The sequence below is a fragment of the Planctomycetota bacterium genome, assembly GCA_033763975.1.
Lineage (GTDB): Bacteria > Planctomycetota > Phycisphaerae > Phycisphaerales > UBA1924 > RI-211.
The window spans coordinates 74,156-89,085 of sequence record JANRJM010000016.1; the positions used below are offsets into that span (position 1 = coordinate 74,156).

At 69.0% G+C, this 14,930-nt stretch carries 12 protein-coding genes and 1 tRNA gene; 9 read left to right on the plus strand and 4 right to left on the minus strand.

Features of this window, described 5'->3' with window-relative positions; all coding sequences use genetic code 11:
- Positions 1-1,449: a (p)ppGpp synthetase gene (locus SFY69_10400; GenBank protein MDX2132449.1), complete on the plus strand. Its 1,449-nt coding sequence runs from the start codon at positions 1-3 to the stop codon at positions 1,447-1,449.
- A 344-nt stretch (positions 1,450-1,793) separates the two neighbouring features.
- On the opposite strand, the gene SFY69_10405 is transcribed toward SFY69_10400, so the two are convergent.
- Positions 1,794-2,462, minus strand: coding sequence for a hypothetical protein (locus SFY69_10405; protein ID MDX2132450.1), 669 nt, complete (start codon positions 2,460-2,462; stop codon positions 1,794-1,796).
- A gap of 519 nt (positions 2,463-2,981) precedes the next feature.
- Here SFY69_10405 and SFY69_10410 point away from each other — a divergent pair.
- A complete protein-coding gene (locus SFY69_10410) occupies positions 2,982-3,710 on the plus strand; it encodes a tetratricopeptide repeat protein (GenBank protein ID MDX2132451.1) in 729 nt (242 codons plus the stop codon).
- Positions 3,711-3,749: 39 nt separating this feature from the next.
- Here SFY69_10410 and SFY69_10415 read toward each other — a convergent pair.
- Positions 3,750-3,823: transfer RNA gene (locus SFY69_10415), tRNA-Arg, on the minus strand.
- 180 nt (positions 3,824-4,003) lie between these two features.
- Between SFY69_10415 and SFY69_10420 the strand changes: the two genes are divergently transcribed.
- Together SFY69_10420 and SFY69_10425 are read left to right on the plus strand one after the other, a co-directional pair.
- Positions 4,004-5,818 carry a hypothetical protein gene (locus tag SFY69_10420; protein ID MDX2132452.1) on the plus strand — a complete coding sequence of 605 codons (1,815 nt, stop codon included), beginning with the start codon at positions 4,004-4,006 and terminating at the stop codon, positions 5,816-5,818.
- Between the two features lie 61 nt (positions 5,819-5,879).
- On the plus strand, positions 5,880-6,821 hold the full coding sequence (locus SFY69_10425; protein ID MDX2132453.1) for a hypothetical protein: 942 nt from the start codon (positions 5,880-5,882) through the stop codon (positions 6,819-6,821).
- Between the two features lie 76 nt (positions 6,822-6,897).
- Here SFY69_10425 and SFY69_10430 read toward each other — a convergent pair whose 3' ends face one another.
- Together SFY69_10430 and SFY69_10435 are read right to left on the minus strand one after the other, a co-directional pair.
- Entirely contained in the window at positions 6,898-7,329 is a 432-nt protein-coding gene (locus SFY69_10430; protein MDX2132454.1) for a YraN family protein, read from the minus strand.
- 4 nt (positions 7,330-7,333) lie between these two features.
- Positions 7,334-8,695: a peptidylprolyl isomerase gene (locus SFY69_10435; GenBank protein ID MDX2132455.1), complete on the minus strand. Its 1,362-nt coding sequence runs from the start codon at positions 8,693-8,695 to the stop codon at positions 7,334-7,336.
- Between the two features lie 92 nt (positions 8,696-8,787).
- Between SFY69_10435 and SFY69_10440 the strand changes: the two genes are divergently transcribed.
- From SFY69_10440 to SFY69_10460, 5 genes are all read left to right on the plus strand, one after another.
- Positions 8,788-9,264, plus strand: a complete 477-nt coding sequence (locus SFY69_10440) for a DUF1844 domain-containing protein (GenBank protein ID MDX2132456.1) — start codon at positions 8,788-8,790, stop codon at positions 9,262-9,264.
- Positions 9,265-9,308: 44 nt separating this feature from the next.
- The gene (locus SFY69_10445; protein MDX2132457.1) at positions 9,309-10,199 is read left to right on the plus strand and encodes a hypothetical protein; all 891 of its coding nucleotides are present in this window, start codon (positions 9,309-9,311) and stop codon (positions 10,197-10,199) included.
- A gap of 89 nt (positions 10,200-10,288) precedes the next feature.
- Positions 10,289-12,238, plus strand: a complete 1,950-nt coding sequence (gene sdhA, locus SFY69_10450; GenBank protein ID MDX2132458.1) for a succinate dehydrogenase flavoprotein subunit — start codon at positions 10,289-10,291, stop codon at positions 12,236-12,238.
- A gap of 11 nt (positions 12,239-12,249) precedes the next feature.
- A complete protein-coding gene (gene sdhB / locus SFY69_10455; GenBank protein ID MDX2132459.1) occupies positions 12,250-13,113 on the plus strand; it encodes a succinate dehydrogenase iron-sulfur subunit in 864 nt (287 codons plus the stop codon).
- Between the two features lie 44 nt (positions 13,114-13,157).
- On the plus strand, positions 13,158-14,879 hold the full coding sequence (locus tag SFY69_10460; protein ID MDX2132460.1) for a MiaB/RimO family radical SAM methylthiotransferase: 1,722 nt from the start codon (positions 13,158-13,160) through the stop codon (positions 14,877-14,879).
- Positions 14,880-14,930 lie beyond the last annotated feature (51 nt).

Consider the following 14,930-nt stretch of genomic DNA (forward strand, 5'->3'; position numbering starts at 1 on the left):
TTGGCCACCGCAGAATCCGCGAGTTCTTCCGACGCTGGCGGGAGCGGCCTGCTCGGGGCCAACCGTTGGACGATGACAGGAAATGAACTGGTGGACGCTCGCGTGTGCAAGCGTGTGCAAGTGGTTGTGCAAGGTGAGGCGGCGGCCGTGCATCCCCATCCCATACCATGGATCATGATCCCATCAAAAAGTGCGATCGATCGTGCTGGTCGGGCCTTGGCAAAGGGATCGTTCGCGAGCGATGAGGATCGCGCACAGCACGAGGCGGTGCTCGACGCGTACAGACAAGCCCACCTCGAGCCGCTCACGAGCACCACTCTTCAACTCCAATCATGGATGAACGGATTTGGCGGACAGTACTACATTGCGCAGCGTCTGAAACGCAAGCCCCAGATCATTCGCAAGCTGCAGCGATTACCCGGTCGCCTTGTTCAGTTGCAGGATGTCGCTGGTGCCCGCATCGTGGTAAAGACCAACAAAGACGTTGATCGGCTTGCGAGTCATCTGAGGCAGAGTGTTGCACAGCAAACTCGTCTGACCATCGACGCCATCAACGACTATCGCACCAGTGGTCGGGAAGACAGTGGCTATCGTGCGCTTCACATTGTGTTTCTGGCTGACCAGAGAAGTGTCGAGCTTCAGCTTCGCAGCGAGGCACAGCACTACTGGGCAGAGCAGATTGAGCGAACGTCGGTGATCTACGGACACCACCTCAAGGAGCTTGAAGGTGACCGGTCTGTGCTCGACTATTTTCAAGTGTTGTCAGACGTGTTTCATGATCTCGAATCCGGTAGAGAGCCGTCCATAACACGGAAGATCGAGCTCGATGACGCCCGCTCCGCTGCGGAAGCGGTCATTCGCAGATCTGATCGGAGGCAAGTCTTTGACAGCGCTGTGAGTGAGGGCGTCGTGAAGGCCATGATCGGTCGCCTGGAGCATCGCCCGGGAGCGATCAACAACTGGATCATGGTGTTCGACTGGAACACTGGCTCCTTCATCTACTTCGAGCCGGTCGACCGCGATCCAGTTGCTGCGATGGCCGCTTACGTCGCAAAGGAATCGCAGTTCTTGGCTTCTGACGGCTACGAGGTGGTCATGGTTGGATCGTCTGACCCGAGCATGATTCGACACACGCACAGTCACTACTTTGGCATCGAGAACTACGAGAATGTGCTGGAGTCTCTCAAGGACTCTATCGAGGGGATCTCCAAACGACTGCCGATCGGGATTGATGCACTGAAGGTACTTCAAGTGCTGGTTCGGCGAAAGCACTGGAGCAGGGCCAAGATGGTTTCCCGCAGCACACTGAAGAACCACTTCTGCAAGTCGGTGCAGGACTTTGACAGTGCGGTCGCCTGGCTCTCGCAGGCGAAGCTCGTCGAAACCAACGGAAAGAACGGCCTATTCCTGAACATCCAACAGAAGTCCGTAATTGAGGCATATCTGTAGACGCGCGGGCATCGAGCGGCCAGCTTGATCAGAAAGGGCCATGCCGGGAGGCGCATTGTGCGCGCCGCCACCGCCACCGCCGGCCCTCCGACCGTCTCGAGCGGCAGGTCCGGCAGGCTCGCGACCGCCCCGGCCACGTCGCGGAGTTTCGGGTCGGTGTACACGTTGGCCGTCAGGCTGGGGTCGTTCGGGCTGCGTCCGCGCGCTTCCTGAAATGACGGGTGCGCGCCGCGCTCGGCGTGGTTGCCGAGGCGGCGCGCACCCTCCCCCGCGAGACCCGGTACTACGGTCGTGCCCACTCGACGCGCGGCGCTGCGCGGCTCATGGGCGTTCGTGCGGCGTGCTCAGCGGCGGCGGCGGAACAGCGCGGCGGAGAGCAGCAGGAGCGACGCCGTCGCGGGGCTCGGCACGACTTCCTGCCCGAAGCGCTCGATGAACTTGAACGGGCGGCCGCTGATGCCCCGGGGATCGTAAATCTCGATGCGGCTGAGGGCTTGCGTGCTGGACACCCACCCAGAGGTGTTGATCCGAGCCAGTGTCCCGGGCGCGATCTCTCTCCCATCGGCGTGGAACAGCGTGAACGACGCCGCCAGCGAAGTGTCGGCGGCGTAGAAGCGCACCTCGAGATTCGCCTCGTTGTCCTGGACGGTGTCGAACACGAAGGCTTCCACGGGGGTGGTGAAGGTGATCACCGCGCCGAACCGATCCTCCGGCGCCCTCTGCCCTTGTCCCGAGCCGTAGTTCATGTCGATCTGACCGGGGGTCAGGTCCGTGCGGAGGTAGATGACGCCCCCAGATTGAGTGGACGGGCGCGGGTCGATGGCATCGATGCGCATGTTGGGTCCGGTGACCCACACATCGAAGCCGTTGTTCTGCTGGGTGAAGTTGGCGTCCGTGATCGGGTAGATCGTGCCGGATGCGGGGAACTGGGCGATGCTGGAGATCACGTTCGCGTGTGCGGCGGTTGCGAACGCGAGCGCGGTGATAGCGGCCGGGGCGTATCTGCTGAACATGGCGTCTGTCTCCCTATCTCGCTTCGGTGACCGAGTCGCCGAAGTGGTGTCCGTGGGCGTGCCCGCCGCAGGAGCACGCACGTGCTCTGGTCGATGCGGCCGCGACGCATCCACGGATGTCTCTCTGCGGTACATTGGCGCGTGGGGCGGCGGATCTGTCGCGCCGTGCCGAGGACTTTTTCGCAAGCACAGAGGATTGCTCGAATCGACAGGAGAATGTTCGGTGCCTGCGGCCGCCGGCGTCGCGCAATGTGCGGACGCTGCTAACGCCTCGGCATCCACGAGGCGCTGACGGCGGCGCTCGGGCAGAAGTTTGAGGAAAGCGACCTCGTGCGGCTCGGGTGCCCGCCGTCGCTGGCGGGGGTGATCGCGCGGGCGATCGCTCCGCAGGTTTCAGATCGGACGCGCTCGGCGGGGCAGTTCGCACGCCAACTTCGGGCGTGGCGCCCGAACGGATCGGTCGGCGAACACACGACCAGCGGACGCACGACCAGCGCCCGCACGCGGCGGAAGTTCGCGGTGTTGGCCGCCTGTCTGCTCGGTCCGCTGGCAGCGGCGGCGGCGTGGTGGACGGTCGAGCGAGATCGCGGTGCGCCCGCGCGAGCCGCGGCGAGCGGGCCCGACGCGTCCGACGGCACGGGCGTGGTCGCTCCGGACGCAACGAAGCCCCGCGTGCTGTTCTTGTCGCCGCACCCGGATCATTGGGTGCGCGGAGATCCCGCGGAGGCGCTCCGCCGGATCAACGAGCGATTCTCGCGCTCGGAGGTCGCGCGGAGCATTCCATGGCAGAACATGATGCGAGGGCTCGTGGCCGAGCACGTCGGGCAGCCCGAGACGGCGATCGAGAGTTATCAGGTGGTGGTGGACCGGGGCAAAGGACGCATGCGGCGCGAGGGCGAGATCCGCCTGGGCCGGGTGCTGGCATCAACGGGCAGACTCGACGAGGCCGAGGTGATCCTGCGGGGCGTGCAGCGTCCGGGCGTGGACACGGTGTACGACGCGGCGGAGAACTATGAATGGCTGCTGGCGATGGCCGTACTGGAAGCACAGCACGGCGATGCGAACGCGTGCGAGGATTACATCCACCAGGCGGAGCGTGTGCAGCCGCTCGAACATCATGACCAGCACAGGGGCTGGGCGGAGCAGTTGATGGTGCGCGTCCGGCTCTCGGTGCGAGACACGCTTCAAGGGCGCGGGCCGCAGGTCAACGACGGGACCGGCACGATCGAGCGGCCGACGCGGCAATGAGGTGGGGAGCGCCTGCGGGGGAGGCGGGGTCGGGAAAAACGCGGGCGGAGGGACTCGAACCCCCAACCTTCTGATCCGTAGTCAGATGCTCTATCCAATTGAGCTACGCCCGCTCACGCCGCCTGCGCGGCAGGAGGAACCATAACCCTCCGAAGCGCGAGCGGCAAGTCGCGGGGCGGGATTCGCGTTTGCACGGCCGAGGCGGCGTGCGCCGAACCGAGAGCTTTGCCTGGAAAGACGTTGCGATTCCGAGGCTCCGTGCTACCCTTTCTGGGGGTATCCGGAGGGAGATCATGCATCGAGCGCTTTTGGCCGGGGTCGTGGCAGGTCTGTGCACGCACGCGCACGCGCAGCTTTGCACCAGCAATGCGCTGGGCTACGCGGACTTCTCCCTCTCAGCGGGGGATCTGTCGTACTCGCAGAACTCGACGGTCGATGGCACGCGGCTCGTGCTCGCCCCGTCGCAGCCGGGCACGGGCGGCTCGTCGTTCTACCGCCTGGCGAAGCACACCATCACCGGGCCGTGGATGACGCGCTTTACCTTCCGCATCATCGGTGGCGGCGACGGCATGGCCTTCGTGATCCAGGACGAGAGCCCGACCTCGCTGGGATCGCTGGGCAGCGGGCTGGGCTACTCGGGGATCGAGCGGTCGCTCGCGGTCGAGATCGACACGTTCTCGTTCACGGGCGAGTTCGCCGAGGATCACCTGAGCGTGCAGACCGGCTTCGGCGGCCCGACGTTCTCGGACGATGCCTCGTCGATCGCGCACGCGGTGCTGCCGTTCGACGTCAATGACGGCGTCGAGCGCGAGGCGATCGTCGCGTACGACGGGACGACCCTGCGCATCTGGATTGATGGGCAGGCGACCCTGTCGGTGCCCGTGTCGTTCGATCTCATCGCGCCCGACGGGTGCGCGTACGTCGGCTTCACGTCCGGCAACGGCGGCTCGTTCGGCGAGCACTCGGTCTCGTCCTGGTCGTTCACGGTCGACGGCCCGCTGTACCCGACGTTCGACGGCGCGACGGGCATCACGACCGTCGGGAACGCGGCGCTCGCCGGGGATGTTCTCGAACTGACGCAGGCGGTGTCCGGGCAGCGCGGCGCGGGGTGGTACGACGTGGTGCCCGTCACGATCACGTCGCCCTGGGTGAGCGACTTCGTCTTCACGCTCGACGGGGAGGCGGACGGCTTCGCGTTCGTGGTGCAGAACGAGTCCACCATCGCCCTCGGCGGGGGCGGGAGCGGGCTGGGATACGCCGACAACGGCCCGCAGGGCATCACCGCGTCGCTGGCGGTGGAGTTCGACACGTTCGCGTTCACCGGGGAGTTCCCGGCGGACCACGTCAGCATCCAGACCAACTTCGCGGGGCCCAACAACGCCGGGGACAACTTCTCGCTCGCGCACGGCGTGCTGGCCGCGGACATCAACGACTCGCAGCCCCATCACGCGATGGTGGTGTACGACGGGGCGGTGCTGCGGGTGTACGTCGACGGTGCGCTCCTCGCCGAGGCGCCGGTGGATTTCTCGCAGGGCATCGCGGGCCCGGGCGGGATCGCGTTCGTGGGCTTCACGGGCGGCACGGGCGCCGTCGCGGCGACCCAGGCGATCCGTTCGTGGAACTTCGGCTCGGCGCCCGACTGCCTGTCGCCGGACATCGGGGAGTTCGTCTTCGATCAGACGGTGAACGCGGGCGACGCCGTCACGTTCACGTTCGTGCCGGTGGGCAGCGCGCCGTTCACCTACTCGTGGTTCCTGGAGGGGCAGCTCGTGCAGGACGGCGGGCCGATCTCGGGCGCGACGACGAACTCGCTGACGATCGACCCGGTGGGCCCGGAGCACGCCGGGCAGTGGGACTACGTCGTGGACAACGACTGCGGGAACGTGGGGTCCGGGTTTGTGCTCACGGTGGAGGGGGGCGTCGGCTGCGACCCCGACTTCAACCAGGACGGCAACGTCGACCAGGACGACATCGCGTGCCTGGCGCAGGTGGTCGCGGGCGATCCGTTCTGCTCGGCGAGCGATCCGGACTTCAACCGCGACGGCAACGTCGACCAGGACGACATCAACTCGCTGGAGCAGGTGGTCGCGGGCCAGCCGTGCCCGTGAGGACCGTCGAACGAGTTCGAGTGACAGTGTCGGTTTCTCAGATCTGTGAAAGGAGCATCTCATGAAGCGTCTTCTCGGAGTTCTCGCGCTGGCCGCCTCGGCGGGTCTCGCCCAGGGCCAGCTCGTGGTGGGCAACGACCAGAGCGGCACGGCGACGATCTACTACATCGATGTCGCCTCCGGCGCCGCCACCCCCCTCTACTCGGCGACCACGACGGACGCCAAGCCCTGGGGCATGGCGTACGACCCCGCGACCAACACCCTCTACTGGAACAACGGTGCGAACCTGTACTCCTCGCCCTTCTCGACCGAGAGCCTCACGCCCACGCTGCTGGGCGGGATGACGTACAACGGCGCCACCGTGAACTTCGTGGGGCTCGCGTTCCGCGACGGGGCGCTCCTGGGCACGCGCAACATCACGACCGAGGCGGTCTACCGCATCGACGTCGAGACGCGCGAGGCGACGCTGCTCTACGCCTACCCGACGACCTTCGACTTCGGCGGGCTCGACGTCGACTCCACCACCGGCGTGCTCTACGGGCTCTCCGATTCCGGCTCGCCGCGCGGCATCTATTCGATCGATGTCGCCGCACAGACCACGGCCTTCACCGGGGCGTCGCCCGCGTCGGACTCCGATGTCGACGGGCTCGCCGTGTACGACGGGACGGCCTACGGCGTGACCGACGGCAACAACACCTCGCAGCCCAACTTCTACATCTTCGACCTCGAGAGCGGGCAGCAGGTGGGCACGCTCCCCTCGCCCTTCACGGGCACCGGCACCTTCGCCGCCGCCGCGTTCATCCCGCCCTCGGGCCCGACCTGCGATCCCGACTTCAACGCCGACGGCAACGTCGATCAGGACGACATCGCCTGCATCGCCCAGGTCGTCGGCGGTGACCCGACCTGCGCCAGCGCCGACCCGGACTTCAACCGCGACGGCAACGTCGATCAGGACGACGTCGCGGCCCTCGAGCAGGTCGTCGCCGGCGCGCCCTGCCCCTGACAGGTCCTTGTCCTGACCAGCGCGTCACCCCGCGTGGTCGCGACGCAGATCCGCGGCACCCGTGTCACCGGGCGGGCTAGACCCGCTCGGTGACGCGGGCGCGCACCGACCCGTCGGGGTCAATCTCGACACCCACCACGTCGACCCGGCGCGGGCGGTCGGTCCACCCGTTCGACCGGGCCAGGTGCGTCGCGATCGCGTGCAGCCTCCGACGCTTCGCCCGCGTCACGTTCGCCTCCGGCGGCGTCGCGTCGCTGCGCGCATTCGCGCCCCGCACCCGCGTCTTCACCTCGACCACCACCAGCGTGCGCCCGTCCGGGGCCCACGCGACGAGGTCCGCCTCGCCCCGCGGGGTGACGGCGTTGCGCGCGATGATCCGGTACCCCCGGGCGCGCAGCAGGTCGGCCGCCGCTGCCTCGCCCCGGTTGCCGACCGCCCGGTCGCGCGCCGCCGGCGCCAGCGCGCGACGCACGCGGCGGAGCAGCCGGGACCAGAAGGAGGCGGGCACGGCGTCACCGCGTTCGAGGCGCCGCCTCGGGCTTGTAGCGCTCGACGGCGATGCCGAGCAGGCGGGCGCGCATCTCGACGATCGAGGTCATGCTCGAGCGGCCGATGAGCTTCTCGAGGTATCGGGCGGTCAGTTCGTTGAACCGTTGCACCTGCAGGCGACTCTCGACGTCGAGCTGGGCCTCGTACAGCCCCGGGGGCAACTCCACGGCGTCGAGATGGATCCAGGCCAGCACGCCCCCCAGATCGAGCGGGCCGCGCGTGTCGCCGGGCGACATCGTCTTTGCGGCGTCGTTGAGCACGGGGCTGGGGAAGAACGAGGCGTTGGCGAGTTCGCCGGTGAGTTCGCGCACCTCGAGCCCGCCCCGCCCGTTGCGGAACCGGTTGACGGGCAGGGCCGCGAGTTCCTCGAACTCCTGCCCAGAGGCGAGCGCCGTCTCGACGGACGCCCGGTCTTCGGCGGCCGAGGCCGGCACGTTGATGAGGAAGAAGCGGTAGCGGGGCGGGTGCTGGTAGATGTCGGCGAAGCGCCCGTTGTAGGCCTGGTCGATGTCGCGCCAGGAGATGTTGATCCGGCGCTGGATCTTCTCGTAGACGTGCATGCGGATGAGCTGTTCCTGCTCCTGGCGCCGCGCCCACTGGTCGAGGGAAAGCCCCTCGCGCTCCTGGATCTCGCGGCTGAGGGCCTCGGTGCTGCCGCCGGCGACGCGGCGTTCCTGCTCCTGCAGCGAGCGGACGAAGGCGAAGAGGTTCTGGCGGCGTTGCGGGTCGATGGACGCGAGCGCCTCGCCCCGCAGCAGCTCGTCGCGCACCAGAAGGTCGAGGCGGAGGTTGATCTCGTCGCGCGCGAACACGAGCCAGTCCTGCGGCCCGCGCCGACGCGCCTCGGACGCGAGACGCGGGCCCAGCGGCTCGAGCGTCGCCGACCCCACATCAAAGAACGTCGAGGCGTAGATCGGGTTCCCGTTCACGTCGCCGATCTTCGCGTCGACCAGCACCGCAGCGCCCGCGGGCGGCACGTCGGCGCCGGACAGGTCCGGTGCGCCCGCGACACCCACGAAGGGTGCGCCCGCGTCCGGCGCCGCCGCGGCGCCGGAGGCACCAGCGACGGGTCGATCGCCCGTGAGGTCGCCCGTCCCGTTGATGTCGAGCGGGGCGGCGGCGATGGGGCGTGCGTCGGCGATGCGGGCGGGCTGCTCGGTGGTGGAGGGGGCGGCCGGGGCGGGCGCCGCGCCCGGCGCCGCGGCGAAATCCGCGGCGCTCAGCGAGACGGTGGGGGCGGGGCGAGCGGCGGACCCGCCCGAGCAGCCCGCGAGCAGCGACCCGACGGAGCACGCGGCCAGGCCGATCGCAGCACGGTGAATCATCGGTCCTCCTGACGGCGCGTTCGGGGAACTTCGCGAGCGCGCTACACTCCCGGCAAGGCGCGGCGCGTTCGCGTGCCGCGATGGAGTGCCCTATGTCCGAGCAGCCGAAGATTATCATCGACTCGGATTGGAAATCGCAAGCGCAGGCGGAAAAGCAGCGGCTGGAGGCGCAGGAGGCGGCCAAGAAGGCCCAGCCCCAGCGCGAGGACGTCCGGTTCGAGGACGTGGTCGGGCTGCTGGCGACGCAGGCGCTGTCGTACCTGGGCTATTTCCCGGACCCGCAGTCCGGGCAGTCCATCGTCTCGATCGAGTACGCCCGCGTGCACATCGACATGCTGGGCGTGCTGGAAGCCAAGACCAAGGGCAATCTCAGCGAAGCCGAACAGACGATGCTGACGAAGACCCTCACGGAGCTGCGTGCGGAGTTCGTGGAAGTCTCCAAGGCGGTCGAGAAGGCGGTGCAGGAAGGTCGGGTCCGACGCGTGCCCATGGGCGGACCCGGGCGCCCCGGGCCCGGCGGCCCGATCGGTCCTGCGGATCTTCCCGGCCCGGGCGGCCTGTCGACCTGACGATCGCCGCCCCGCCCGCGGCGTGTGTGCAAGGACCTTTGCGCGTGACGACCATTCCCTCCGGTCCAGGCGTGTCGGCCCGTCCAGCGCCGCTCGGCCTGCTGAACCCCAACCACATCGTGCTCCGCCGGCTTCACTCCCTCACGGGAATCGTGCCGATCGGCGTCTTCCTCGTCGCCCATCTCGTCACCAACTCGTCCATCGCCTGGGGCAAGTGGGGCCTGCGGGCCGGCGGCGATCCGTACTCCGTCCGCGACGGGGGCGTGGCGTACTTCTGGAAGGAAGTCGCCTGGATCAACGAGAGCATCCCGCACCTGCTGCTCATCGAGCTCGCGCTGTGGGGCTCCATCGCGCTGCACAGCGTGCTGGGCTTCTACTACGCCCGCACCGGGCACGCGAACACGGACCGCTATCCGTTCCAGTCCAACTGGCGCTACGCCCTGCAGCGCCTCACCGGCTACTTCGGCGTGATCTACATCTTCTATCACGTCGCGACGCTCCGCTGGGGCTGGACATTCCTGATCCCGCCGTTCGACGGCTCGATCAAGTGGTCGCACGAGGAATCCGCCAGCACGCTCGCCGCGGCGCTGCGGGGCGGGTTCGATCAGTTCACCTTCTGGGGGCTGCTCGTCTCGGTGTTCTACTTCCTCGGGGTGACGACGCTGGTCTTCCACTTCGCGAACGGGCTGTGGACCGCCGCCATCCGCTGGGGCCTCACGGTCTCGCAGCGCGCCCAGCGGCGCTGGGGCGTGGTGTGCGCTGGGCTGGGCGTCACGCTCATGGCGCTGGGTTGGATGTCGGTGATCGGGTTCGTGCTGCTCGATCCGCGCGAGGCCGCCGAGGTCGAGTCGCGCCTCCGCCACGTGCAGGGCGAGGCCCCCGTGGGAGTTCCCGAAGAGGCGGCCACGCCGGGCCCCGGCGCCCCGCCTCACTAGTCCGATCATCGTCTGCGCGATCATCCAGAGTCGGGTGATCGGTCGAATCAATCAACGGGCGGGTCCACCGCCCTCCGGGCGGATTCCTGATGCACACTCAGCGCGTGATCGTGGTGGGGGGCGGGCTGGCCGGGCTGGCGGCGTGCGTGCGCCTCGCCGAGGCCGGCCTCGATGTCGATCTCTTCTCGCTCGTCCCCGTCAAGCGCTCGCACAGCGTCTGCGCCCAGGGCGGGATCAACGCCTGCAACGACGTCGCCCGCCAGCAGGGCTACAGCGAGTACGAGCACTTCGACGAGACCATCTACGGCGGGGACTACCTCGCCGATCAGCACCCCGTGCTCGAGATGGCCAACTGGGCCCCGCGCATCATCGACCTGCTCGACCGCATGGGCGTGCCCTTCAACCGCACCAGCGAGGGCTTCCGCGACCTGCGCCTCTTCGGCGGGTCGCTCTTCAAGCGCACGCACTTCGCCGGCGCCACCACCGGCCAGCAGTTGCTGTACGCCCTCGACGAGCAGACCCGGCGCTACGCCAGCGAGGGCAAGATCACCAAGTACGAGTTTTGGGACTTCCTGGCCCCCGTCGTCGACGACGGGCGGGCCGTGGGCATCGTCGCCCAGGACCTCCGCACGATGCAGGTGCGTTCGTTCCCCGCCGCCGCGGTCGTCATGGCGACCGGCGGGTGCGGGCTGGTCTTCGGCAAGTCGACGAACTCGGTCATCTGCACCGGCGCCGCCGCGGCCCGGTGCTTCAAGCACGGCGTGTGGTACGGCAACCCGGAGATGATCCAGGTGCACCCGACGGCCATCCCCGGGGCCGACAAGCTCCGCCTGATGTCCGAATCGGCGCGCGGCGAGGGCGGGCGCGTGTGGGTGCCCCGCAAGGCCCGCGACGCGCGGCGCGCCCGCGACATCCCCGACGCCGAGCGGTACTACTTCCTCGAGGAGAAGTACCCCAAGTACGGCAACATCGTGCCGCGCGACATCGCGACGCGCGAGATCTTCGACATCTGCGTCAACCAGGGCCTGGGCGTGGGCGGCGAGAACTCGGTCTACCTCGACCTCACGCACAAGGACCCCGAGTACCTCACCCGCAAGCTGGGGGGCATCCTCGAGATCTACGAGAAGTTCGTCGGCGTCGACCCGCGCGTCGAGCCCATGAAGATCTTCCCGGGCGTGCACTACTCCATGGGCGGGCTGTACACCGTCTTCGAGCCCGGGCGGTACACCCCCCGCGAGGCGCTCGACAAGCATCGCTCCGGCGCGGGGGCGCCCATCGGCGCCGAGGTCGGGCTGGGCATGAGCCCCGGCGACCCGCGCAACATGTCGACGAACATCCCCGGGCTGTACGCCTTCGGCGAGGTGAACTTCGCCTACCACGGCGCGAACCGCCTGGGCGCCAACGCCCTGCTCTCGTGCCTCTTCGACGGGCTCTTCTGCGGGCAATCGGTCGTGTCGTACGTGCGCGACGCCCTGCCCAAGGCCCCCGAGCCCCGGCAGGCCGCGCTCGACGCCGCGGCCCGCGCCGAAGAGAACCACGCCGCGGCGCTGCTGGCCTCGGCCTCCGGCTCGGCCGAGCCCGACGCGTCCACGAACCCGTACGTCATCCACAAGGAACTGGGCGTCGAGATGACCTCGGCGTGCACGGTGGTGAAGAGCGGCCCGCGCCTCGAGCAGTGCCGCGCCAAGCTCGCCGAACTGCGCGAACGCTTCTCGAAGGTGCGGCTGGGCGACGCCGCGACCTGGACAAACCAGACCCTGAGCTTCACGCGGGGCGTGGGCGACATGCTGCTCATCGCCGAGGCAATCTGCCTGGGCAGCATCGAGCGGCGCGAGAGCCGCGGCGCGCACTACCGCACCGACTTCCAGGAGCGCGACGACGCCAACTTCATGAAGACCTCGCTGGCGAAGTACGACCCGCAGCGGGGCGTGACGCTCGAGTTCGTGCCGATCGACGCGACGCTGGTGCGTCCGACGGCCCGCACGTACGGCAAGGTCGAGAAGAAGGAACCCGCCGCGCCCTCGATGGCGACGGTCTGACGAGCACACCCATGACCACCCAGGCCCCCAACGGCACCTCCCGCCCGACCACCGCCCGGGGCGTGACCCCGCGCGACCCCGCCGCCGCCGCGCCCGCGGGGCGCACGATCCTGCTGCGCATCAAGCGGTGCGACGGGCCGGGGAAGGCGAGCCGCTGGGAGACGTTCCCGGTGCGCGTCGAGCCCGGGGCGAACGTGATCTCGTGCCTCCAGCTCATCGCGGCGAACCCGGTGACGGTCGACGGGCGGCGCACGACCCCGGTCGCGTGGGATTCCAACTGCCTGGAAGAAGTCTGCGGCGCGTGCACGATGGTCATCAACGGGCGCGTCCGCCAGTCGTGCTCGTGCCTCATCGACGCCGTCGCCCCCGCCGAGGGCGACACCGTGACCCTCGAGCCCATGAGCAAGTTCCCGGTCGTCCGCGACCTGTGGGTCGATCGGTCGCGGCTCTTCCAGGCGATGACGCGCGTCAAGGCCTGGGTGCCCATCGACGGGACGTACTTCCAGGGCCCCGGCCCGCGCGAGAAGCCCGCCACCCAGGAGACCCGGTACAAGCTCTCCGAGTGCATGTCGTGCGGCTGCTGCCTCGAGGCCTGCCCGCAGTACAACCTCGAACCCGATCCGGACCGCTGGGACACCGCCTTCGTCGGCGCCCACGCGATCAGCCTCGCACGACTCTTCAACCTCCACGAGACCGGCAAGGCCCTCGCCCCGGACCGGCTCGACACGCTCATGGCCCCCGGCGGGCACTCGGACTGCGGCAACGCCCAGAACTGCGTCAAGGTGTGCCCCAAGCACATCCCGCTCACCGAGTCCATCGGCGCCATCGGGCGGGCGATCACCGTGCACTCGATCGCGTCGTTCTTCCGGAGTTAGCCGGCCCGTAAGGCCCCGCGCCGCCCGCACCTACACTCCGCCTCATGCCCGGGCGCACCGTGTACATCGAGACCTTCGGCTGCCAGATGAACGAGCTCGACAGCGAGCTCGTCTGCGGGCAGCTCCGCGCGCTGGGCTACGCCTTCACCCCTTCGCCCGAGGGCGCCCACGTCGTGCTCTACAACACGTGCTCGGTCCGCGAGCACGCCGAGCAGAAGGTCTGGTCGCGCCTCGGCGAGATGCGCCTGCGCAAGGCCGACAACCCCGCGCTGGTCGTCGGCGTCCTGGGCTGCATGGCTGAGCGCGACGGCGAGGCGCTCATCCGGCGCATGCCGGTGGTCGACGTGCTCTGCGGCCCGGGCGAGCTCGACAAGCTCCCCGCCCTTCTCGACAACGCCCTGCGCACCCGCGAGGCCATGCTCGACGATCCCCCCGCGCCGCGCTACGACGAGGAGCCCAGGCTCGTCTCCGCGCGCCAGATGGCGCTGCAGGGCAACGCATCGCGCCGGTCCTCGACGCTCGCCGCGGCCCAGGACTCCCTTGAACTGCTCGACCTCTCGCGCAGCGTCAGCCCCGTCGACACCGAGGGCGCGGTCCGCCGCTCGGCGTACGTGCGGATCACGCGCGGGTGCAACAAGTTCTGCACGTACTGCGTCGTGCCCTTCACGCGCGGGGCCGAGGTCCACCGCCCGCCCGACCACATCGTGGACGAGTGCCGGCGCCTGGCCGACGCGGGGGTGGTCGAGATCACGCTGCTCGGGCAGACCGTGAACCACTACCGGTTCGAGCACGGTGCGGCGGTGACGGTGGGGGGCGTGACGCAGCCCCAGAAGGGCCGCTCGTACGCCGGCGGGCACCGGCGCGACCCGTTCGCCGGGGCGCACGTGACGACGTTCGCGGGCCTGCTTGCGCGCATCCACGAGGAGGTGCCCGCGATCGCGCGGCTGCGCTTCGTGACGAGCTACCCGCGTGATTTCGGCGACGACGTGCTCGAGGTGATCCGCGATCACCCGCGCATCAGCCGCTACCTTCACGTGCCCGCGCAGTCGGGCTCCGACCGCCTGCTCGCGATGATGAACCGCGGGTACACGGTGGGCGAGTACGTCGAGTTCATCGACCGGGCCCGGGCATTCCTCGACCAGCCCGAGATCGGGCGTCCGCTGGGGCTCGCGGGCGACTTCATCGTCGGGTTCCCCACCGAGACCGAGGCCGACTACGAGGCGTCGGCGGCGCTGGTGCGGCGCGTGCGATACAAGAACGCGTTCATCTTCAAGTACTCGCCCCGCCCGGGCACCGTCGCGATCGACAAGTTCGCGGACGACGTGCCCGAGGCGGTGAAGCGCCGGCGCAACACCGAGCTGCTCGGGCTCCAGACCGCCATCTGCGACGAGATCGGGCGCGAGCACGTCGGGCGCACGCTGGATGTCCTCGTCGAGGGCGAATCGGTGCGGACGCGCAAGCGCCGTGCCGCCAGCGCGTGCGAGCCCCAGGGCGGGGTCACGCTCACCATCGGGGGGCGGGCGCTGCCCGGGGCCCCGCGGCCTTCGGACCCCCCGCCCGAGGAGGGCGTTCTTGCCGACGAGCCTGTCCAGCTCACCGGACGCACCGACACAGACCTCATCGTGCACTTCGACGCGCCGGCGGGCGCGAACGGCTGGACAGGCCGCCAGGTGCGGGTGCACATCGAGCGGGCGGCCGGGTTGTCGGTTTTCGGACGCGTGGCGCACGACGAGGCCCCGTTATCGGCGGGAGCGCGGTCCGGATAAGGCCGATCTGCCGCCATAAGTGCCTTCGGACGAAGACTTTGCCATCATGCC

Bases quoted from the DNA above. Each gene is read 5' to 3' on its own strand.
- SFY69_10440 (MDX2132456.1), top strand. From the start codon at position 8,788: ATGTCCGAGCAGCCGAAGATTATCATCGACTCGGATTGGAAATCGCAA.
- SFY69_10420 (MDX2132452.1), top strand. From the start codon at position 4,004: ATGCATCGAGCGCTTTTGGCCGGGGTCGTGGCAGGTCTGTGCACGCAC.
- SFY69_10405 (MDX2132450.1), bottom strand. From the start codon at position 2,462: ATGTTCAGCAGATACGCCCCGGCCGCTATCACCGCGCTCGCGTTCGCA.
- SFY69_10425 (MDX2132453.1), top strand. From the start codon at position 5,880: ATGAAGCGTCTTCTCGGAGTTCTCGCGCTGGCCGCCTCGGCGGGTCTC.
- SFY69_10435 (MDX2132455.1), bottom strand. From the start codon at position 8,695: ATGATTCACCGTGCTGCGATCGGCCTGGCCGCGTGCTCCGTCGGGTCG.
- sdhA (MDX2132458.1), top strand. From the start codon at position 10,289: ATGCACACTCAGCGCGTGATCGTGGTGGGGGGCGGGCTGGCCGGGCTG.
- sdhB (MDX2132459.1), top strand. From the start codon at position 12,250: ATGACCACCCAGGCCCCCAACGGCACCTCCCGCCCGACCACCGCCCGG.
- SFY69_10460 (MDX2132460.1), top strand. From the start codon at position 13,158: ATGCCCGGGCGCACCGTGTACATCGAGACCTTCGGCTGCCAGATGAAC.